Annotated in this window: 18 protein-coding genes; 4 read left to right on the forward strand and 14 right to left on the reverse strand. The window is 67.7% G+C overall.

Annotated elements, in window-relative coordinates; all coding sequences use genetic code 11:
- The first annotated feature begins 117 nt into the window (after positions 1-117).
- The gene (locus tag JZ792_RS06630; protein WP_308165176.1) at positions 118-1,686 is read left to right on the forward strand and encodes an MFS transporter; all 1,569 of its coding nucleotides are present in this window, start codon (positions 118-120) and stop codon (positions 1,684-1,686) included.
- On the opposite strand, the gene JZ792_RS06635 is transcribed toward JZ792_RS06630, so the two are convergent.
- Positions 1,687-2,433: an MBL fold metallo-hydrolase gene (locus tag JZ792_RS06635; RefSeq protein ID WP_216907892.1), complete on the reverse strand. Its 747-nt coding sequence runs from the start codon at positions 2,431-2,433 to the stop codon at positions 1,687-1,689.
- Between the two features lie 391 nt (positions 2,434-2,824).
- On the opposite strand from JZ792_RS06635, the gene JZ792_RS06640 reads away from it, so the two are divergent.
- On the forward strand, positions 2,825-5,374 hold the full coding sequence (locus tag JZ792_RS06640; RefSeq protein WP_216907895.1) for an MFS transporter: 2,550 nt from the start codon (positions 2,825-2,827) through the stop codon (positions 5,372-5,374).
- Here JZ792_RS06640 and JZ792_RS06645 read toward each other — a convergent pair.
- Genes JZ792_RS06645 through JZ792_RS06655 form a run of 3 tightly spaced genes read right to left on the reverse strand, consistent with a single transcriptional unit; the run spans position 5,359 to position 7,978 of the window.
- On the reverse strand, positions 5,359-5,955 hold the full coding sequence (locus JZ792_RS06645; protein WP_254189397.1) for a TetR/AcrR family transcriptional regulator: 597 nt from the start codon (positions 5,953-5,955) through the stop codon (positions 5,359-5,361). The genes JZ792_RS06640 and JZ792_RS06645 overlap by 16 nt on opposite strands.
- An 8-nt stretch (positions 5,956-5,963) precedes the next feature.
- Positions 5,964-7,184, reverse strand: a complete 1,221-nt coding sequence (locus tag JZ792_RS06650; RefSeq protein WP_216907899.1) for a cytochrome P450 — start codon at positions 7,182-7,184, stop codon at positions 5,964-5,966.
- A gap of 53 nt (positions 7,185-7,237) precedes the next feature.
- Positions 7,238-7,978: a helix-turn-helix transcriptional regulator gene (locus tag JZ792_RS06655; protein ID WP_254189398.1), complete on the reverse strand. Its 741-nt coding sequence runs from the start codon at positions 7,976-7,978 to the stop codon at positions 7,238-7,240.
- Between the two features lie 715 nt (positions 7,979-8,693).
- Here JZ792_RS06655 and JZ792_RS06660 point away from each other — a divergent pair.
- Positions 8,694-9,605, forward strand: a complete 912-nt coding sequence (locus JZ792_RS06660; RefSeq protein ID WP_216907901.1) for a helix-turn-helix domain-containing protein — start codon at positions 8,694-8,696, stop codon at positions 9,603-9,605.
- A gap of 70 nt (positions 9,606-9,675) precedes the next feature.
- Here the strand turns inward: JZ792_RS06660 and JZ792_RS06665 are convergent, their stop codons facing one another.
- Positions 9,676-9,924 carry a DUF397 domain-containing protein gene (locus JZ792_RS06665; protein WP_308165177.1) on the reverse strand — a complete coding sequence of 83 codons (249 nt, stop codon included), beginning with the start codon at positions 9,922-9,924 and terminating at the stop codon, positions 9,676-9,678.
- Between the two features lie 122 nt (positions 9,925-10,046).
- On the opposite strand from JZ792_RS06665, the gene JZ792_RS06670 reads away from it, so the two are divergent.
- On the forward strand, positions 10,047-10,628 hold the full coding sequence (locus tag JZ792_RS06670) for an AfsR/SARP family transcriptional regulator (protein WP_216907903.1): 582 nt from the start codon (positions 10,047-10,049) through the stop codon (positions 10,626-10,628).
- Between the two features lie 35 nt (positions 10,629-10,663).
- Here the strand turns inward: JZ792_RS06670 and der are convergent, their stop codons facing one another.
- From der to pyrG, 9 genes are all read right to left on the reverse strand, one after another.
- The gene (gene der / locus JZ792_RS06675; RefSeq protein ID WP_216907906.1) at positions 10,664-12,079 is read right to left on the reverse strand and encodes a ribosome biogenesis GTPase Der; all 1,416 of its coding nucleotides are present in this window, start codon (positions 12,077-12,079) and stop codon (positions 10,664-10,666) included.
- Positions 12,076-12,753, reverse strand: coding sequence for a (d)CMP kinase (gene cmk, locus JZ792_RS06680; RefSeq protein ID WP_216907975.1), 678 nt, complete (start codon positions 12,751-12,753; stop codon positions 12,076-12,078). Before cmk ends, der begins: the two co-directional genes overlap by 4 nt.
- A gap of 71 nt (positions 12,754-12,824) precedes the next feature.
- Positions 12,825-14,369, reverse strand: a complete 1,545-nt coding sequence (locus JZ792_RS43505) for a pseudouridine synthase (protein ID WP_216907908.1) — start codon at positions 14,367-14,369, stop codon at positions 12,825-12,827.
- Positions 14,370-14,377: 8 nt separating this feature from the next.
- The gene (scpB, locus tag JZ792_RS06690) at positions 14,378-15,067 is read right to left on the reverse strand and encodes an SMC-Scp complex subunit ScpB (RefSeq protein ID WP_438804298.1); all 690 of its coding nucleotides are present in this window, start codon (positions 15,065-15,067) and stop codon (positions 14,378-14,380) included.
- A gap of 74 nt (positions 15,068-15,141) precedes the next feature.
- Positions 15,142-16,071: a segregation and condensation protein A gene (locus JZ792_RS06695; protein ID WP_216907910.1), complete on the reverse strand. Its 930-nt coding sequence runs from the start codon at positions 16,069-16,071 to the stop codon at positions 15,142-15,144.
- A complete protein-coding gene (locus JZ792_RS06700; RefSeq protein WP_232840341.1) occupies positions 16,068-17,048 on the reverse strand; it encodes a ParA family protein in 981 nt (326 codons plus the stop codon). The genes JZ792_RS06695 and JZ792_RS06700 overlap by 4 nt, the downstream gene beginning before the upstream one ends.
- 350 nt (positions 17,049-17,398) lie before the next feature.
- On the reverse strand, positions 17,399-18,376 hold the full coding sequence (locus tag JZ792_RS06705) for a site-specific tyrosine recombinase XerD (RefSeq protein WP_216907912.1): 978 nt from the start codon (positions 18,374-18,376) through the stop codon (positions 17,399-17,401).
- Between the two features lies 1 nt (position 18,377).
- On the reverse strand, positions 18,378-19,034 hold the full coding sequence (locus tag JZ792_RS06710; protein WP_216907914.1) for an NUDIX domain-containing protein: 657 nt from the start codon (positions 19,032-19,034) through the stop codon (positions 18,378-18,380).
- Positions 19,035-19,281: 247 nt separating this feature from the next.
- Positions 19,282-21,003: a CTP synthase gene (gene pyrG, locus JZ792_RS06715; protein ID WP_216907916.1), complete on the reverse strand. Its 1,722-nt coding sequence runs from the start codon at positions 21,001-21,003 to the stop codon at positions 19,282-19,284.
- Between the last annotated feature and the right edge of the window lie 111 nt (positions 21,004-21,114).

Here is a 21,114-nt window from a genome sequence, read left to right on the forward strand (position 1 = left end):
CGAACTGCGCGGACGCGCCGAGGGGCGACCGCAACAACCCTACTTCGCCTCGCCGGTGCGGTGACGCTGCCCGACACGGTAGCTCCGACCGACGACTTCGGCCAGTAGCCTGTGCGCGTGGGGTCCAGGGACGACGCGCACGACACGGCACGACCGCGGATCGCGCTGGCGGCGGTCACCACCGTGCTGTTCGTCACCTTCCTCGACACCACCATCGTCAGCGTCGTACTCGGTGATATCCGGCGCGAGCTGGGTGCCGACGTGGTCCTGCTGCAATGGGTGGTCAACGCCTACACGGTGGTCTTCGCCGGTCTGATGCTCGCGGGCGGATCACTCGGTGACCGTTGGGGGCGCAAGCGGGTCATGATCGTCGGACTCGTCGTCTTCTGCGCCGGATCGGTGATCGCGGCACTCGCGGCGAGCACGCCCGCGCTCATCGCCGGTCGAGCCGTCATGGGGGTCGGAGCCGCCGCCTCCGAACCCGGCACCCTCTCGGTGCTGCGGCATATCTTCCCGCGCGAGCGGGCGCGCGCCAGGGCGATCGGGGTGTGGGCGGCGGTGTCGGGACTGGCGCTCGCGGCCGGACCGGTGGTGGGCGCCGCACTGGTCGACACCTTCGGCTGGCGCTCGATCTTCTGGTTCAATCTGATCATCGGCGCGGGGGCACTCGCCGCCGCGGCGTGGTCGGTCCCGGAGAGTGTCGATCCGAATCCGGGCCCCTTCGACCGAGCCGGACTGCTGCTCGGCGCGACATTCCTGGCGGCGGTGATCTACGCCGCGACCGCGGGCGCGGATCGGGGATATACCGCGGCCCCGGTGCTGTCGTTGTTCGCGCTCGGCGCGCTCGCCTTCGCCGGTTTCGTCGCCGTCGAATCGCGGGCTCGCGCTCCCCTGCTCGATTTCCGGTATCTGCGCCCGCCCGCGGTGCGCGGCGCGCTCGTCGTCGCCTTCGCCGTCTATTTCGGCATATTCTCGATCTTCTTCTTCACCGCGCTGTATCTGCAAGTGATGCAGTCCTATTCGGGCGCGCGCACCGCGGTGGTCTTCGCGCCGATGGCCGTCGCGATCGTCGGCGGATCGCTGGCAGCGGGTTCGTGGGTGGCGTGGCGCGGCGCGCACGGTCCGATGATCATCGGCTGCGTGGTCGGGGCGTGCGGGATCCTGCTGACCCGACGGGTTCTCGCGGGCCCACTGCACGATCTGCCGCTCGCGGCGGCGATGGCGGTGGCCGGGGCCGGATTCGGTCTCGCCGTCGTGCCGCTGACCGCGTCCGTGCTGTCCGGGGTGCCCGCGCGGCATTCGGGGATGGCCGCCGCGGTGACCAACACGATGCGCCAGGTCGGTTCGGCGGTCGGTGTCGCCGTACTCGGCGCGGTGGTGAATTCGTTCCTCACCGCCGATCTGCGGACCCGGATGAGCGAATTGGGATTGCCCGCCGAATTGCAGCCCGACGCCATCGATGCCGTCGAACGCGGCCGCATCCCCGAAGGTGTCGACATCACCGCGTACCTCCGGTACGCGTCGAAGGTGTCGGAGGTACTGGAGACCGGAAAGGTCGCCTTCCACCACGGACTCGATATGGCACTACTGATTTCGGCGATCCTGATCCTCGCCGCGGCGGCGTTCACCGCCGTCGACACGGCCGCCTCGCGCCGCGCGGGAAGCCCACCGCTCCGGCACGAATAGTCAGTTACCGGCGGCTCGGCCGCGAGCGATCTCGGCGGCCCGCCGGATGCCTTCCTTCCACAGCGGGCCGTGGCCCGGCACGACCAGGTCCGCCTCGATCGCGTCGAAGGCGGCGAGGCCGTCCAGCGCACCGCCGGTCGAGTGGTTGAAGAAATCCGGAAGCAGTTGTGGCCCCTCGATATTCGAGGTGGGATGCGCGGTGACCAGGGCGTCGCCGGTGGCCACGACTCCCACGGCGGGCAGGTGGAACGCGCTGTGTCCGGAGGTGTGGCCCGCACACGGGACCGGCACCGGCGAGCCGGGCAGATCCAAGGCGCCTTCGGTGGGAAACGGCTGGATATGCGGGGCGCTGTTCTCGCGCAGGCCGCCCGCCGCGGCGATACGCACGGCCCACGCCAGGGTTCGCGGCTTCCAGGCACGGCGGATGACGTCGAGCGGTGTCGCCGACTCGTGGTACTCGCCGCGCGCGTGGCCGACCTCCGCCGGGGCGGTATAGGCCGGGATTCCGTAGCGGTCGTGCAGATGCCTCAGCGCGCCGATGTGGTCGAGATGGGCATGGCTGAGCAGTACCGCGACGATATCCTCCGGGCGGTGGCCGAGCGCGCGCACCGACCGCTCGATCGCGTCGGCGTCCTTCAACCATCCCGCGTCGATCAAGGTCAGCGCACCGCCCTCGCGCGCGAGCACCATATTGACGTCGGTGCCTCGGAGGCAGAACACATCGTCGGCCACCTGGTAGTACTGCACGCGAATCCTCCTCCGCCGGAACAATCGCTCCGAATGTAGTCCGGGTCCGTCGGCCGCGAACACACCTCGCTCGGCCTGTCGCCCGACCACACGGCCTCCGACCCGGTATCGGTATGTATAGTGGGCCACCGCGACCGGCTGGTTCGCCCATATCAAATCTGCTGGTGGGGAACGGGACTCGCGGGTGCCGTACGGCCACGTCTGCCCAGGGGCGACGATGCGCCGGGAGGCCGCTTGCCCGAAAATCCGTGCCGGTCGGTATTTCGCTCGCAGCACTCGGCTCCACCTCCGAGACAGACCGTCGGAGATACAGCGTCGGAGACATGCCGTCGGGATACGCCGCCGGGGCATGCCGTCGGGGACACACCACTGACAGGACCAGGGCTCTTCAATGACGAATTCCACCACGACCACGCCGGATCCGAGCGCGACGCTGTCGCATCGGCAGATCATGACGATACTGTCCGGTCTGCTACTAGGCATCTTCCTTGCCGCGCTCGACCAGAACATCGTGAGCGTGGCCATCGTCCAGATCGCCAACAGTCTGCACGGATTCGACGAGCAGGCGTGGGCGACAACGGCCTACCTGATCACCGCGACGATCACCACACCGCTGTACGGCAAGCTCGCCGACATCTACGGGCGAAAGCCGTTCTATCTCCTGGCGATCGGACTGTTCGTCCTCGGATCGGTGGCCTGCACCTTCGCGACCTCGATGTACCAATTGGCCGCTTTCCGCGCGTTCCAGGGACTCGGCGCCGGCGGTCTGATGTCGCTGGCGTTCACCATCATCGGCGATATCGTCCCGGCCCGGGAGCGGGTGCGCTACCAGGGCTATTTCATGATCGTGTTCGGCTCGGCCACGGTACTCGGCCCGGTGCTCGGCGGATTCTTCTCGCATTACGCCGAACTCGGCGGGCTCGAGGGCTGGCGGTGGGTGTTCCTGGTCAATGTCCCGGTCGGCGTAATCGCGTTCCTCGTGGTCGCGAAGGTGCTGAATGTTCCGCATCGGCGTCAGCGTCATCGCATCGACTGGTTCGGCGCGCTGACGCTCACACTGTGCGCGGCGCCGCTGCTGCTGGTGGCCGAGCAGGGCAGGCAATGGGGATGGAATTCCGATCGCGCACTGCTGTGCTACGGCATCGGCGCGGCCGGGCTGGCCCTGTTCGTCTTCGTCGAACTCGTAATGAAGGACGCGGCGTTGATTCCGCTGCGACTGTTCCGCAGCGGGACGTTCAGTGTCGCCACCGTGGGCGGCTTCATCGTCGGTATCGCGATGTTCGGCGCGATCGTGCTGGTCCCCCTGTATTTCCAGGTGGTACGCGGATACACGCCGACCACCGCGGGTCTGCTGATGCTGCCGCTGGTGTCGGGCATCATGGTCGGCTCGCAGATCGCCGGAACGATCACCAAGCGGTCGGGCCGCTACAAGATGCTGCCGGTCACCGGATCGTTCATGATCGCGCTCGGCGCGGCCCTGCACGCGGGCGTGGACTATCACAGCCCCTTGTGGCAGCCGCTCGCCTGCGGGGCCGTCATCGGTTTCGGGCTCGGCTGCTGCATGCAGACGCTGATAATCGCCGCCCAGAACGCGGTATCACCGTCGGATATGGGCGTTTCCACCGCGACGGCGACCTTCTTCCGCCAGATCGGCGGCACCCTCGGTGTCGCGGTCTTCCTGACGATCCTGTTCAACCTGCTGCCGCACCGGATCCTCGACGCGTTCGGCGGACGCCTCCCCGACGGCTTCGACGCCGCGCAGTTGGCGACCGTGCAGAGCAGCACCAACGGCATCGCCGCGCTGCCCGAGGAATTGCGGGTGCCGATACTGACCGGCTTCACCGAATCCATGCAGTCGGTCTTCCTGGTCGCCGCGGGCGTGGCGGTGCTGGCGGGCGCGGTGCTGCTGTTCATGAAGGAGATCCCGCTACAGAGCGTCGCGGCAGCGCTGGTCGAGCCGATGGCGGAAGACGCCCGGAAGACCATCGAGCACGGTCATACCGACCGGCGGATCCGCGCGGACGGGCCGATGCGCAAGGAGCCCGCGGTCAAGATGATGGCGAAACCGGAACGGGTGGGGGCCGGGGCGACCTGCCGCAACGGCGGGACCGGTTCCCTCGGTACGACCTCGGTCGACCTGATGACCGAGATCCGCGCCTCCGAGCGCTGTGCGATCTCCGGGCGGGTGCACCGGGAGGACGGCCATCCGGTCGCCGCGGTCGCGCTCACCCTCATCGACCAGTGCGGTCGCCAGTGCGCGCGCACGACCGGCGCGGACGACGGCTCCTACACCGTTCTCGCGCCCGCGCCCGGCGAATACGTCCTGATCGCGGCGACGACGGGACATCAGCCCGCCGCCGTCGGTGTCACGGTCGGCGGACGCAAACAACGCCTCGACGTCCCCCTGCTCGGGTCGGGCGAGGTGTCGGGCGAGGTGCGCTCGGCCCGCAAGGGCACTCCCATCTCGGGAGCGACCATCACCCTGACCGATACCGGCGGCGAGGTGGTCGGGGCCGCCGTCAGCACCGGCGACGGCGAGTACCTGTGCCGGGGCGTGGTGCCCGGCACCTACACCCTCGTGGCGATCGCCGACCACATGCGTCCCTGCGCCGCGACGCTCACCGTGCCCGACAGCGGGCTGCTCCGCCACGATGTCGACCTCGCGCCGATGGCGGTACTCGCCGGATCGGCCATGGCCGACGACGATCGGGCCGTCGCCGATATCCAGATCACCGTCCTGGACGCCGCGGGCGATATGACCGCGTCGGCCCGCACCGACGAGCACGGCCGTTACGTGGTGCCCGATCTGCCCGAGGGGCAGTACACCGTCGTCGCGCGCGGCTATCCGCCGGTGACGAGCCGGGTCACGGTCGCGGGTGGCGAGGTCGCCCACGATGTCCGGCTCGGCTATCGTCCGGTATCCGGTCAGCTGTCCCGATAACCCTGCGCCGCAGGGCTTTCCACGACCCCGACCACGACGGGAGCGACGAACTGTTCCAGCATCGCGCGCTCGTCGTCACCGTCGCGCCCCGGCGCGGTGAGCAGCGACATGATCACCCGGGCCGCCCACCTGGCCGAACGGGAACGACGGGAATCGTCGGTGACGGCATCGGCGAGCAGCCCGGCCGCGATCGCCTCGATGACCTCGGAGGTCTGCCCGATCTCGTTGGCGATCCCCGCGTCCCCGGCGGTGAACCACGCGATCAGGGTCGGGTCGTCGCGCACCGACCGGATCGAGGCCGTCATCGCGGTGACGACCCGTTCGCGCGGGTCGGCGATATCGGCGACTTCCCGTGCGACGGCCGCGGCGACGCGGCGCGCTTCGCGATGGACGAAAGCGATTCGCAGGGACTGCCGATTCGGGAAGTACCGGTACAGGGTCGCGCGGGAACATCCCGCGGCCTTGGCCACCTCGCCCATCCCGGTATTCGCCACACCGCGCTCGACGAAAAGCCGCGCGGCGGCGTCGAGTATCTGCTCGGCGGCGATATCGGCGCGGGTCGGGCGCAGCCAGTCGTTCATGCCACCGCTCATGCCACGGCCGCGAACGGCACCCGATCCGGCCAACGCACATAGCTGCCCGGGGCGTAGCGCACGTTCTCGATGTCGACGCCGAAATCCGGACACCGCGTGAGCAGTTCCTCCAGCGCGACCCGCGCGACCATCCTGGCGGCGGCGGCGCCGAGGCAATGGTGGTTGCCGTGGCTGAAGGTGAGGATGCTCTTGGGTTTGCGCAGCACGTCGAGTTCGCCCGCGGTGGGGCCGTATTCGCGTTCGTCGTGATTGGCCGACGCGTACAGCAGCAGCGCCCGGCGTCCGGCGGCGATGGTGGTGCCCGAGATCTCCACGTCGCGGGTGAGGGTGCGCGCCAGACCCTGCACCGGCGAGGTGACGCGCAGGAACTCCTCCACCGCGTCAGGGATCAGCGCGGGATTGTCGATCAGCAGCCGACGCTGGTCCGGGTATCGGGCGAGCAGTTGCACCGCGCCGCCCAGATTGCCGGTGGTGGTGTCGTTCCCGCCGGTGATCATGGTGAAGGCGAATCCGAGAATCGAGATGATGCCTTCGTAGTCACCGTCGGCCCCGAATCCCGAGGCGACCAGATGGGAGATGGTGTCGTCGCCCGGTTCGACGCGGCGACGGTCGATGAGTCCGCTGAAATACCGCATCAACTCACCGATGGCCTCCTGGGCGCCCATCGGGCTGCCACCCGCCGACGCGGCCATGATGAGATCGGTCCATTCGTCGAAGCGGGCCCGATCCTCTTCCGGCACACCGAGATAGTGCGCGACGACCATACTCGGCAGCGGTTTGAACAGGTCCACGACGATATCGCCGCCACCCGCCGCGCGCAGCCGCTCCAATCGCTCCACGACGAACGCCCGCACCTCGGGTTCGACCGACCGGACCTGACGCGGGGTGAAACCCTTCATCACCTGTCTGCGGAAGGCGGTGTGGTCGGGCGGGTCGGTGAAGACGAACGGTCGCGGCCTCGGGATGCCGATCTCGTCGAGATCGGTGTAGTCCACCGTCAGTCCCTGCGCGGAGGAGAACACGGTGACGTCGCGGGCGGCCGCGTAGACGTCGGAATACCTCGACAGCACGTAGTAGTCGCCGCTCGGATCGTCCTCCGGGACCACGTGGTGGACCGGATCGTGGTCGCGAAGTGCCTGATACATGGGCCACGGGTCACGCCAACTCTGTCCGGAACGTGGCTCGAAGCGCGGTCGGTGAGACAACTCTGTCGACATGAGTCGAGACTAAGACAGAATAAGGATATTGTCTAGAACACGTTACAGTCGTACTACGCGGGCCTGGCCCCGAAGAAATGGACCCATCCCGGATAGCTTCCGCTGTCGACGTTGTAGATCTGGAAGTCGTAATCGCGGCATTCGCCAGTTGTCAGATCACGGAATCGCAGGTGCGGGTGCTCGCTGAAATACGTGACGTCGCCGCGCTCCCACAGCGCGCGGAACTCCGGATACACCCCGAGTTCGCCCAGGAATCCGGCGAAATGCTCACCGGCCTGCAAGCGACCGATCCGACCGCGCAGGCCCGCCACCGACAGCGCGACCGCGCGCTCCCAGTCGACCACCGCGCGCCGCGCGAGTTCGTGACCGAAGAACCAGTGCAGGATATTGGCCTCCTCGCGCAATCCGGGAAAGAGAACCCCGACGGTCACGTTCGCGGCGAGCAGATTCCAGCGGGAGTCGAAATACGCCGCCGCGTACGGCTCGTGCAGGTCGAGCGCACGCCGCATATCCGGCGTGATCTCGGCGCGCAACTGCGCGACGGTCGGGACGACGGTCTCGACCAGGCCCGCGAGTTCGAACAGATGCCTGCGGTCGTGACGCGCCAATTCCCGCACACCGTCGAGGTGACGAACCAGGCCGTCCACCACGGTCCGCGTCGGCCGGTCACGTTCACCACGCTCGAGATGGGTGAGATAGCTGACGCTCACACCCGCGCCGATCGCGAGCTTCTCCCGCGAGATCGCTCGACCGTGCCGCAACCGGCGCAACAGCTCCCCGAACGTCGGCGGCATCAAGGTGATCCCCGAAACACTCCCGCCCGACCTGTCGACCACTCGCCATCCCCTCCAATACTGTGCGAGTCGAAGACTCGTGACCAGTGATGATGCGGTTACTGAAAGATCCCTCCGCACCCTAGTCCCCGAACTCCTTCCGACATGTGCATTTTCGTAATGCTTTCATACGAAAGCAATGCGGCGACGGCGTCGACCGGGATCCGCTCGCCGATCCGGGTCGAGTCGAAACTTTCGGATACCTGTCGGACATCTTTCAGCAATCGATCGCGTGCATCTGAAACACCAGTTTCTTGCCGAACATTCACAGTTCGTGCCGCCCATGCCATTACAGAGAGGGTCACAACCGGCAGTCTCGCTATTCTTGTGCAAAGATGTGGCAATCAGACCGCACGTTCTGCCGCGTTCGAAGCGAGGAATGCCATGCCCGCAACGACCGAATACGACGCCCGCACCGTGTCGTCCCGGAGCGAGAAGAGGCCGCCCGTGACGGCCGACGGGTGTCGAAAGGCTCGTGCCGACAGCATGTATCCGGTTCGCGTCGAATCGACGCGGGGGCAGGCGATTCCGATCTTCGGCGCGGTCGACGGCGCACCGGCCGACCACGATCCCGCACCACTCCGATCCGCGGTGAATCACGACACGACCAGCGGGAAAGGGCATATTCTTGACGACAGCGAATCGTAGTGATTCAATTCGACCCGCCATGGGTCAGATGAATCGAGCCGGGAACGACGCGGGGGTGGGAGTGTCCACCGTCTCCGACCCGGATCCCCCCGATACGGAACCGCGCGCCCGACTAGGGGCCGAACTCCGGCGTCTGCGCGATCTCGCGGGGATCTCCGGGCGCGATCTCGCGCATCGGGTCGGAATCAGTCAATCCAAGCTCTCGCGGATCGAGAAGGGGAACGCCGTCCCGTCGATCCCGCAGGTACTGGATTGGGCCAGAGAGGTCGACGCGAGCCCCGAAACTCTGCGTACCCTGCGACTTTTGACCGAAGCGGCGCATTCCGAGGTCGATACCTGGCGGTCCGCACTGGCGACGCGCAGACATCTCCAGCACGAGGTCCGCGAGCGCGAATCCGCGGCCGACGTGGTCTCCACCTTCCAGCCCTCGGTGGTGCCAGGCCTGCTCCAGACCGCCGAATACGCCCGCAGGGTTTTCGCGACCTTCCAATTGCCCTACGCCAAAGACGATCTCGCGGCCGCGCTGGCGGCCCGGCTCGACAGGCAACTGGCACTGTACGACTCGGACAGGCGGTACGAGTTCCTCATCACCGAGGCCGCGCTGCGCCTGCGTCCCGGTCCGCATCGGGTGGTGCTCGGCCAGTTGGACCGCATCTCCTCGCTCAGCACACTCGACAATGTCTCGATCGGCGTCATACCCAACGACATCGAGGCGACGACGACCGTTCCGCACGGTTTCGTCATCTACGACACCGGAGACGACGACACCCTCGTCTCGCTCGAATTGATCGACGCGAGCAGGCTGGTCCGCGCGCCCGAGGAGATCGAACTGTATCGCCGGTGCTGGGAACTGCTGGGCAGGATGGCGCTCTTCGGCGACGCCGCCAGGGATTTCCTCGCCGGACTCGCCGTCGAGATCCGCGGGTCTGCGGGCGATTGAGATGTCGAATTCCGCAACACCGGCGAGGGTGGTGCCGCGGCAACCCCGCTGCGGCACCACCCTGGCGGCATCATGTGCCGAAATCGAATTCACCGGCACGCACGCCGGCGAGGAAGGCTCGCCATTCCGAGGTCGTGAACCACAACACCGGACCGGACGGATCCTTCGAATCGCGCACAGCGATCCGCCCGTTGCCCGACGCGACCTCGACGCACCCTCCGCCGCCATCACTGAAGGTACTCTTTGCGAACTTCGCATTGAAGTCCCCCTCATCGAATGTGTTGTCTCTCATGATGTCTCCTAGATCGCGGAGGACCACTACCTCCGCTCCGATATCCAGGAAAGCCCCCCGGACGGCCGCGCGTACTGAAATCGACAGGTGTGCAATCGGATCCGAATTCGCGATATTTCGGTCCGATTCATGCAGTGAGGGAGAATTCCATGGCGATCGGTAACCGCGCGTTCCTCCGCTCCGTGGTGCAATTCCGATTGCTCGGCACCGTCGAGGCCGAGAAGAACGGTCGGCGTGCCGAACTCGGCACCGCGCGCGAACAGCGCCTGCTCACCGCACTGCTGTCGGTGATGGGCCAGCCCGTCTCGCGCGAGGAAGTGATCGACTGGGTGTGGGACGATCCGCCCGCCGACGCCGACTCCGCGCTGGACGAGATCGTCGCCGTGCTCCGGGATCTGCTGCGTCCGCTCGGCCTGGGCGACGCGCTGATCAGCGGCGACGGGGTGTTCCGCCTCGACGTTCCGGCGGAATGGGTCGACGTGCATCAGTTCCGCATCCTGACCGAACGCGCGGCCCAGCTCGACGACGCCGAAGGCCGCGAATTCCTGGCCGCCGCACTCCAATCGGTGCGCGGTTTCCCGCTCAGCGATCTGTCCGGACGCCGGATCGCCGAGTACCGACGCGAACTCGCCGACCAATTGCAGGCCGCGGAAATCCGATTCAACGGAATCCAGATCGGGCAGAGCCGGGCCGCGACGATGCACCGGGTGGAAATCGCACAGGCCCTGTGACGACACCGGTCACAGGGCCTGCCGACGAAACCGACCTACTTCTTGCGTTCCCGCTTTTCGCGCACACGCACCGAAACACGAACCGGTGAGCCGTCGAATCCGAATTCCTCACGCAGCCTGCGCTCGATGAATCGACGGTAACCCGCCTCCAGGAAGCCGGTGGTGAACAGCACGAAGGTCGGCGGTCGCGTCGACGCCTGGGTGGCGAAGAGGACCCGGGGCAGGCGACCGCCACGCATCGGCGGCGGCGTCGCCGCGACGACTTCCTTGAGCCAGGTGTTCAGGCGACCGGTCGAGATCCGCTTGTCCCACGACTCCAGCGCGGTTTCCATGGCGGGAACCAGCTTCTGGACAGCCCGCCCGGTCTGGGCGGAGATGTTGACCCGGCCCGCCCACGGCACCCGGTTCAGGTCGCGGTCCACTTCCTTCTCCAGCATGAGACGCCGGTCCTCGTCGACCAGATCCCATTTGTTGAAGGCGAGCACCAGCGCGCGACCCGAGTCGGCGACCAGGCTGATCACGCGAAGATCCTGCTCGGTGATCGGCTGGGAGGCGTCGATCAGCATGATCGCGACCTCGGAGGCCTCCAGCGCGGATTTGGTGCGCAGCGACGCGTAGAACTCGGTGCCGCTGGCATTGGACACCTTGCGCCGCAAGCCCGCCGTATCGACGAACTTCCAGATCTTGCCGCCCAGATCGACGAGACTGTCCACCGGATCGACCGTGGTGCCCGCGACATCGTGCACCACCGAACGTTCGTCGCCCGCCAATTTGTTGAGCAGGCTCGACTTACCGACATTCGGTTTGCCGACCAGCGCGACGCGACGCGGTCCGCCACCGCCGCCACCCTCGCGGGGAGTCTCGGGCAGCGCCGCGAGCACATCGTCGAGCAGATCGCCGGTGCCTCGTCCGTGCGCGGCGCTGACCATGCGCGGTTCGCCGAGCCCGAGCGACCACAGCGTCGCCGCCTCGGATTCGACCCGCTGATCGTCGACCTTGTTGGCCACCAGGATCACCGGGATCTTGGAGCGGCGCAGCTTCTTGACCGCGGCCTCGTCGGTCGCGGTCGCACCGACGGTGGCGTCGACCACGAGCAGGATGGCGTCGGCGGTGTCCATGGCCAGTTCGGCCTGCCGGGCGACATGCTGCTGCAAACCCTTGGCGTCGGGTTCCCAGCCGCCGGTGTCCTGGACCCAGAAACGTCGGCCCGACCAGTTGGCCTCGTAGGAGACCCGGTCGCGGGTGACGCCGGGGATGTCCTCCACCACGGCCTCGCGCCTGCCGAGGATGCGGTTGACCAGCGTGGACTTACCGACATTGGGCCTGCCGACCACCGCGAGGGTCGGCATGGCGAGTTCTTCGCCCTCCTCCGACTCCTCGGCGAAATCGAGGACTTCCCAGTCGGTCTCGTCACTCCATACGCCGTCTCCGGCGAGTACGTCTTCGTTCATCGGGCGCCTCCCGGCGAGCTCGTGGTGATCTGATGTGCGACAACGCGGTACAACTCGTCGATGACCTCGTCCTTGCTCAGTTCGCTGGTGTCGACGATGACCGCGTCATCGGCCGGGCGCAGCGGGGAGACCTTGCGGGTCGAATCGAGATTGTCACGACGCTGGACATCGGCGAGGACGGCTTCGTAGTCGTCGCCGCGTCCTTCGTCGATGTTCTGCTGATTGCGGCGCTGGGCCCTGGCCTCGGCGGAGGCGGTCAGGTAGATCTTGGCGTCCGCGTCGGGCAGCACGACGGTACCGATATCGCGGCCCTCGACCACGATCCGCTGCGCGCTGTAGGTGATCTCCCGCTGCAACGCGACGAGCAGTTCGCGCACCTCGGCCACCGCCGACACCGCCGACACCGCCTTGGTCACCGCGTCGCCGCGGATCTCACCGGACACGTCCTCGCCGTCGAGTTCGATGATCTCGTGGCCGGGATCGGTGCCGATGGTCAGCGGCAGTTCCTTGACGGACGCGCCGATCGCCGCGGAGTCGGTGAGGTCGATACCCGCGCGCAGCACCCGAAGGGTCGCCACCCGGTACATCGCCCCGGTGTCCAGGTAGCGGGCGTCGAGACGGCCCGCGAGCTGGCGGGAGACGCTCGACTTACCCGTGCCGGACGGTCCGTCCATCGCCACGACCAACGACTCGGTGCCCGAAAGCTTTCCCGCTGCGACACTCTGCACCGGAACCTCCACACCGTTCACAACGACACCGCCTCGTAGAGTTTGCCAACTTCGTCGCGACCGAGCACTCGCAGCGTGCCCGGCCGTTGATCGCCCAGCAGCACCGGGCCGATATGGGTGCGAACCAGCCTGGTGACCGGATGCCCGACCTCGTCGAGCAGTCTGCGCACGATGTGCTTACGCCCTTCGTGCAACACGAGTTTCACCAGGGAGCGTCCCTCGCCGATCTCGAGCACCTGGAAGCGGTCGACCTTGGCCGGGCCGTCCTCCAGTTCCACGCCGTCGCGCAGTCGCTTGCTGATGATCTTGTTGTTGACTTCGCCGTTCACCGTGGCCAGGTAGGTCTTCGACACCTCGAACGACGGGTGCATGAGCCGGTGCGCGAGGTCGCCGTCGTTGGTCAGCAGCAGCAGGCCCTCGGTGTCCGCGTCGAGCCGTCCGACGTGGAACAGGCGCTGACCTGCCGCGATCCGCTCGGCGACGATATCGCCGACGCAGGGGCGGCCGAGATCGTCGGACATGGTCGACTGCCAGCCCTTGGGTTTGTTCAGTGCCAGGTGCACCAGTTCCGCGCGCACCATGACGCGCGTTCCGTCGACCCGGACCACCGCGTTCTGCGGATCGATGCGCAGACCCTGTTCGCGCACGATGAGCCCGTCGACCTCGACGCGGCCCTGGTCGATCAGGTCCTCGGCGGCGCGGCGCGAGGCGACGCCCGCCTTGGCGAGCACCTTCTGCAACCGCTCCCCCTCGCCCCACGGCATCTTGGTGTGGGTTTCGGTGCTGTCGGTTTCGACGTGCTGGCGACGCGCCGGTTTGGCATTGCTCAGCAGCGGCGGTCCGCTGACCTGACGCTGCGGTTTCGGATTCTTGGCCTTGCGACCGGCGGGAGCCTGTGCCTGCGCGGGACGCCGTGCGCCACGCGGCGCCGAACCGGATTGCGGGGTCGCGGAAGGCCCGCGGCCACCGGAACCTCCCGAAGCGGTACCGCCCTGCCCGTACCCACCGCGCTGGGGCGAGTCGCCCTGCCCGTAACCGCCACGACCGGAACCGCGCTGGGCCGAATCACCCTGCGAGTACCCGCCACGACCGCCACGCTGGGCGGAATCACCCTGCCCGTAACCGCCACGACCGGCGCCACGCTGGGCATCGCCCTGCGAGTACCCGCCACGACCGCCACGCTGGGCGGAATCACCCTGCGAGTACCCGTCTCGACCGGAACCGCGCTGGGCGGAATCGCCCTGCCCGTAACCGCCGCGACCGGTACCACGCTGGGCCGAATCGCCCTGTCCATATCCACCGCGACCGGTACCACGCTGGGCGGAATCGCCCTGCCCGTATCCACCGCGACCGGCGCCACGCTGGGCGGAATCGCTCTGGGAACCGCCGCGCCTGCCGTTGCCGCGCTGGTCGTTGTCCCAGGCTCCGCGCTCGGCGGCGGCGCCGCGCTGTGCGGCGCGAGCGCCGCGCGAACCGGTGCTGCGATTCGCGCCACCCGATGCGGGCTGGTCGCTACGTTTTCTTCGATCCGGTGTGCCATCTCGGCGAGCGGAAGTATTCATCTGTCCTGTCAATTCTCGGTGCCGAGATCCAGGTCGGATTCGGCGGGTTTTCTCAGCCTGGTGTAACGGGGATCCGTCTCCAGGCTCTCGTTGATCTCATCGATCAGGTCGACGCCCGGAAGTAGGGGCGCCAGCGCGGGCAGGTCGGACAACGACGCGAGTCCGATCCGTTCGAGGAACAGTTCGGTCGTGCTGTACTGCGTGCCGTTGGTCTCCGGGTCCACCCCGGCCTCGGCGATCAATCCACGTGCGAGCAAGGTGCGCATGACACCGTCGACATTCACACCGCGAACCGCGCTGACCCTGGTCCTGGTCACCGGTTGGCGGTAGGCGACCACCGCCAGGGTTTCCAGCGCCGCCCGGGTCAATTTGGTCCGGGCGCCGTCGAGCAGCACCCGTTCCACATATGGCGCGTACTCGCTGCGAGTATAGAAGCGCCACCCGTCTCCCACGAAACGCAGGTCGATGCCGCTGCCCCTGGCGGAGAATCCGGCCGACATCTCGCGCAGGGCCGCCTCGACCCGCTCGGTGGTGTCGTCCAGGGCCGCCGCCAGCTGTTCTACCGGGGCGGGAGCGTCGACGACGAGCAACATCGCCTCGAGCGCGGACCGGAATTCGGTCTCGTCGAGAGTCGCGGGAGTGAACTCCGCCACGGAAGGCTCGGGAACGGCCACTGCGGGTGTGATCGTGTCCGAGATCTCGGGGGTCGCGACCTCCGCGGCGTCGGATGCGGTGACCTCGGTGGAGTCCGCCGCGTGCGCGCTGGGCTGGTTCACCCGTAGTCCTCCTCGATCGTGATGGCCTCGGTCTCCTCGGCGTCGGGGTCGAGCTCACCGATCCAGCTCACCGCGAGCGGACCGAGCGGATCGGGCTGCTCGAATTCGATCGTCTTACCCCGGTACAGCTCGAGCAGCGCCAGGAAGCGGGCCACGATCTGCACCGCCACCTCGCAGTCGGCGACCAGTTCCGCGAAGGTCGTCCAACCGCCCTTCCCGCGTTCCTTGAGCCGTTCCAACACCCACGCGGCTTCCTCGGCCACCGAGATCGCGTGCGCGTGCAGGTGGTCGAGTCCGACCCGAGGGATCGGTCTGGGCCGGAAGGCCACCGCGGCGATCTGAGCGAAAGCCGCGGCGTCCACCCCCAGGGTAACCTCGGGCATCAGCCCGGCGAAGCGCTCCTCGAGTCCGACCGAGCGCGGATAGCGCCGCAGCGCCACCGCCTCCAGTTCCGCGAACAGTTCCGCGACCTGCTTGAACGCGCGATATTGCAGCAGTCGCGCGAACAGCAGATCGCGGGCCTCCAGCAATTCCAGATCCTCGGAATCGGTCATCTCGCCCGAGGGCAGCAACCGCGCCGCTTTCAGATCGAGCAGGGTCGCGGCGACGACGAGGAATTCGGTGGTCTGGTCAAGGATCTTGTCCGCGCGCAGGCCCGATTCTCCCGCGCTCGCCGCGGTCAAAGCCTTGGTATAGGCGATGAATTCATCGGTGACCTGGGCCAACGCGACTTCGGTCACATCCAGCCTGCGCGAGCTGATCAGAGTGAGCAGCAGGTCGAACGGGCCCTGGAAGTTGCTCAGCGACAGGTGGAAGCCCGCCGGGCGCGCGGGTTCCTCCGGCGTGACGCCGGACGCCGGGCCGTCATCGGGTTCGTGCGGGTCCTCGGTGGTCGTCTGCGGCGCCGGGGTTCTCGCCTCGCTCACCGTCCGGACCGGTGGATGACTTCCCGCGCCATCGCCCGATACGCCTCGGCTCCACCGGATTTCGGGGCCCACGTGGTGATGGGCTCGCCAGCGACACTGGCATCGGGAAAACGGACCGTGCGCGAGATGGCGGTGTCGTACACCAGCTCACCGAAAACCTCGACGACGCGCGCCATCACCTGTCGCGAATGTAGTAGGCGGGCGTCGAACATCGTCACCACGATGCCGTACAGGCTCAGTCGTGGATTCAGCCGGTCGCGCACCTTCTCCACGGTGTCGTTGAGCAGTGCGAGACCGCGCAACGAGAAGTATTCGCATTCCATCGGAATGATGACGCCGTCCGAACAGGCCAGCGCGTTCACCGTGAGCAGACCGAGCGAGGGCTGGCAGTCGATGAGGATGTAGTCGTAGCGATCGCGCACCGGTTCCAGCGCGCGGCCGAGCGTCTGTTCCCTGCCGACTTCGTTGACCAGTTGGATCTCCGCGGCGGACAGATCGATATTGCTCGGCAGCAGATCCATGTTCTCGACCCGGGTCTGCATCAGTACGTCGTCGATGGAGGTGCGCGAGCCGATCAGCAGGTTGTGCACGGTCTGGTCGAGGTCGTGGTGGGCGACGCCGAGCCCGGCCGAGAGCGCGCCCTGCGGGTCGAGATCCACCAGCAGCACGCGGCGCCCGTATTCGGCCAGCGCGGCACCGAGATTGATGGTCGAGGTCGTCTTGCCGACCCCGCCCTTCTGGTTGCACATGGCGACGATCAGCGCGTCGCCGTGCCTGCCCAGCGGCGGCGGGTGCGGGACCAGGCGCAACGGACGGCCCGTCGGGCCGAGTTCCGCGCTCTCCGCGGGAACCGGCTGGGCTCCTTTGCCCCACAGCGTTTCCGCCGCGGCGTCCGAGTACGGTTCCGAACGGGGGCCTGTAAGCGGTTGCGCCCCAGCACCCATCTGCGGCTCCTGCGCCGCACCGGCTGTCGTCACGATCCGCTGCTCCTTATGCTTCTGCCCGTTGCCTCGCCGAGCGTAGCGAGACCGATCAGGCCCGACCTCGCTTTCGTACGGTCCAGCTCTCGATAGACGCTACCGCTTGACAACACGAGACCCACGTTCGGACACGCGACACCGTGTTCGGAGCACACGCCGAGCTCGATCGACTCCGATGTGGGCAGTCCCTCCATGCTGTCTCATTCCGCTCCTTCGCGCGACGCGATGTCTCGCGGCGAGATGCGGCCTGCGGATACCTTCGATCCGGACGATACCCCGTGTGCGATCGGTGAGGAACCGCGCGCGCATATCGGCACCGCCCCGACCCCGGTGGCATCGCGCCGTTTTCATCGTGCCCGAGGGTGCGCGGTCGCCCACACTTCGCGCAGGGTGTTGACGGTGACGAGGGTGTAGATCTGGGTCGTCGTCACCGACGCGTGGCCGAGCAACTCCTGCACGACCCTGACATCGGCGCCGCCGTCCAGCAAATGGGTGGCGAACGAATGACGCAGCGTGTGCGGCGAAACGGCCGAGCCGATACCCGCGCGTTCGGCGGCGATCCGCAACACCTGCCAGGCGCTCTGGCGAGACAGCCTGCCCCCGCGCGCGTTCAGGAACAGCGCGCCCCCGTTACCTTTCGCTCCGCTCCTTCCGCCCGCCGCCAGCGTCGGACGACCGCGGATCAGATAGGCCTCGACCGCCGCGATGGCGGGACGACCGATGGGCACCATCCGTTGTTTACCGCCCTTGCCGTGCAAGGTGACCGTGCGTTCGCCGGTGTCGAGGTCGTCCACGTCGAGTCCGACCATCTCCGAAATCCGCGCCCCCGTGGAATACAGCAGTTCCAGCAGCGCGCGATCACGCAGACCACGCGGACCGCCGTCGGCGCCCGACGCGGTATCGGGCGAATCCGACGCGCCGCCGCCCGCCGCCTCGAGCAAGCGCGACACCTGGTCGTAGGGCAGCGCTTTCGGCAGTCTGCGACCGGGGGCCGGGGGTTTGACCCCGTGCGCGACATCGGTGGCGCTCATCCCCTCGGCGGCCGCGAAACGGTGCAACCCGCGCACCGCGATCAACGCGCGCGCCACCGAACTCGCGGCGAGCGGCGGATGCCCGGTCCCGCCTGACCGCAGCGCGACGGTGAATTCGGCGACATCGGATTCGGCCGCGCGGTCGAGTTCGGTGATGCCGCGCCGGGTCAGGAATTCCCGGTAGCGGTCGAGATCGCGGCGGTACGCGCCGAGCGTGTTGCGCGCGGCGCCGCGCTCGACCGCGAGATGGTCGAGGTAGGCGGCGATTTCACGCGCGAGTACCCCGTCGGACATCTCAGTCTCCGGATCGTGAGCGCGCCTGGCGGCGCAGGAAACCCGTCGGCTGACCCGGCCACGGCGCGTCGGCCGGGCGCAGCGCGATGTCGTCGGCGCGTGCCGCCGCGAGGGCGAGCACACCGGCCACCGCCGTCGCGTTGACGATCTCGCCGGCGAGCGCGGCGCGCACCGCGGCGCCGACCGGCATGCGGATCACGCGCAGATCCGCTTCCTCGTTCTCCGGTTCCGGACGGTCGACCTCGCGCAGATCGCGTGCGACGTAGATGCGCAACGCCTCGTCGGTGAATCCCGGCGACAGTGCCACGTCGACGAGCACCGACCACTCCGCCGCGGCCAGTCCGGTCTCCTCGGCGAGTTCACGCCGCGCGGCCTCGAGGGGATCCTCGCCCTGCACGTCGAGCAGTCCGGCGGGCAGTTCGAGCAGCCTGGCGCCGATCGGATGCCGGTACTGGTCGATGAGCACCAGTTCGTCGTTCTCGTCGATCGCCGCGACCGCCACCGCCGCGTGATGTTCGATGACCTCGCGTTCGACGACCTTGCCGCCCGGCATCGCGACCTGGTCCAGTCGCAGCGCCAGAATCGCTCCGCTGTAGACGGTCCTGCTCGACACTGTGTCGAAATCGTGGCTGCCCGCCGCTGTTTCGTTCTTCGTCACGACCGTGCCTCACTCCCACTCGGCGTCACCGCCCGCGCTCACACCCACTCGCTCCCGTCCGGACCTCCCGGACGCGAGAGCGCGGTACCCGTCGGCCGGACCGCCGATCACGTCCGAGCCGACATCCCCGCACCCGAGCACGCTATACCCACGATCGGCCCGCCGCATACGGACACGGCACGCGCCGCGCCTGTGCGCGTCGCGTGCCGTGCGTCGGGAGGGGTTCGCGTCGCAGCGACCCCGCGTATCAGGAGCTCTGGTCGGCCGCGGCCAACTCCTCGTCCGAGATGTCCACCGGAAGTCGTTCGGCCAGTTTGTATTTCAATGCCGCGGACACCAGTGCCGCGAACAGCGGATGCGGGCGGGTCGGACGGCTCTTGAGTTCCGGATGGGCCTGGGTGGCGACGAGGAACGGATGCACATCCGCCGGGTACTCGACGAATTCGACCAGATGTCCGTCCGGTGAGGTGCCGCTGAACCGCAGGCCGCTCGCGGCGATCTTGTCGCGATAGGCGTTGTTCACCTCGTAGCGGTGCCGATGACGTTCCGAGACGCTGTCCGAGCCGTAGGCCTTCGCCACGACCGATCCCTTGACCAGCGCCGCCGGGTACGCGCCCAAACGCATGGTGCCGCCGAGATCGGCCTCACCGGCGACGATCTGTTCCTGGTCGGCCATGGTCGAGATCACCGGATGCGGGGTGTCGGGTTCGAATTCCGCCGAGTTGGCCTCGACCAGCCCGACCGAACGCGCCGCCTCGATCACCACGCACTGCAGGCCCAGGCACAGCCCGAGCAGCGGGATACCGCGCAGGCGGGCGAAACGGATGGCGCCGACCTTGCCCTCGATGCCGCGGATGCCGAAACCGCCGGGGATCAGCACCGCGTCCACGTCGCGCAGCGCGGCGATCGCGCCCGCCTCGGTCTCGCATTCGTCGGAGGGCACCCAGCGGATCTGCACCCTGGCCCGCGAGGCGAACCCGCCCGCGCGCAACGCCTCGGTCACCGACAGGTACGCGTCGGGCAGATCGACGTACTTGCCGACCAGCGCCACCTCGACGGTCTCGCGCGGGGAGTGCACCCGGTCGAGCAGATCACCCCACACGGTCCAGTCGACATCCCGGAACGGCAGGCCCAGCCTGCGCACCACGTACGCGTCGAGACCTTCCCGATGCAGCACCTTGGGGATGTCGTAGATGGACGGCGCGTCCGGGGTCGAGATGCAGGCGTCGACCTCGACGTCGCACATGAGCGCGATCTTGCTCTTGAGCGCCTGGGGCACCTCGCGGTCGCAGCGCAGGATCAGCGCGTCGGGCTGGATGCCGATATTGCGCAGCGCCGCCACCGAATGCTGGGTCGGCTTGGTCTTCAGCTCGCCCGACGGCGCCAGGTAGGGCACCAGCGAGACGTGCAGGAAGAAGACGTTGTCACGACCGACGTCGTGGCGGATCTGGCGGGCCGCCTCGAGGAAGGGCTGCGATTCGATGTCGCCGACGGTGCCGCCGATCTCGGTGATCACCACGTCGGGCACCTGCCCTTGGAGATCGGGGCCCTGCATCGCGAGGATGCGGTCCTTGATCTCGTCGGTGATGTGCGGGATCACCTGCACCGTGTCACCGAGGTACTCGCCGCGCCGCTCCTTGGCGATGACCGTCGAATAGATTTGCCCCGTGGTGACATTCGCGTCCTTGGACAGGTCGCGATCGAGGAATCTCTCGTAGTGTCCGACGTCGAGATCGGTCTCGGCGCCGTCCTCCGTCACGAACACCTCTCCGTGTTGGAACGGATTCATGGTGCCCGGATCGACGTTCAGATACGGGTCGAGTTTCTGCATGGTGACGCGCAGCCCGCGCGCTGTCAGCAGCTGACCGAGGCTGGAAGCCGTCAGGCCTTTGCCCAATGAGGAGGCGACTCCACCACTGACGAAGATATGTTTCGTAGCAGTTCGCGCCTGAATCCGTGTTTGACCCACGGGTCTTCACGGTAACACGGATGCGCCCGGTCGCTCGACCGCCACGCCCGTTTGCCCGGAAGTCGCTGCCGTCCCGTTTTCGGCCGCGGTCCCGTTTTCGGCCGCGGTCCC

It is taken from the genome of Nocardia noduli (assembly GCF_019038455.1).
Classification (GTDB): Bacteria; Actinomycetota; Actinomycetes; order Mycobacteriales; family Mycobacteriaceae; genus Nocardia; species Nocardia noduli.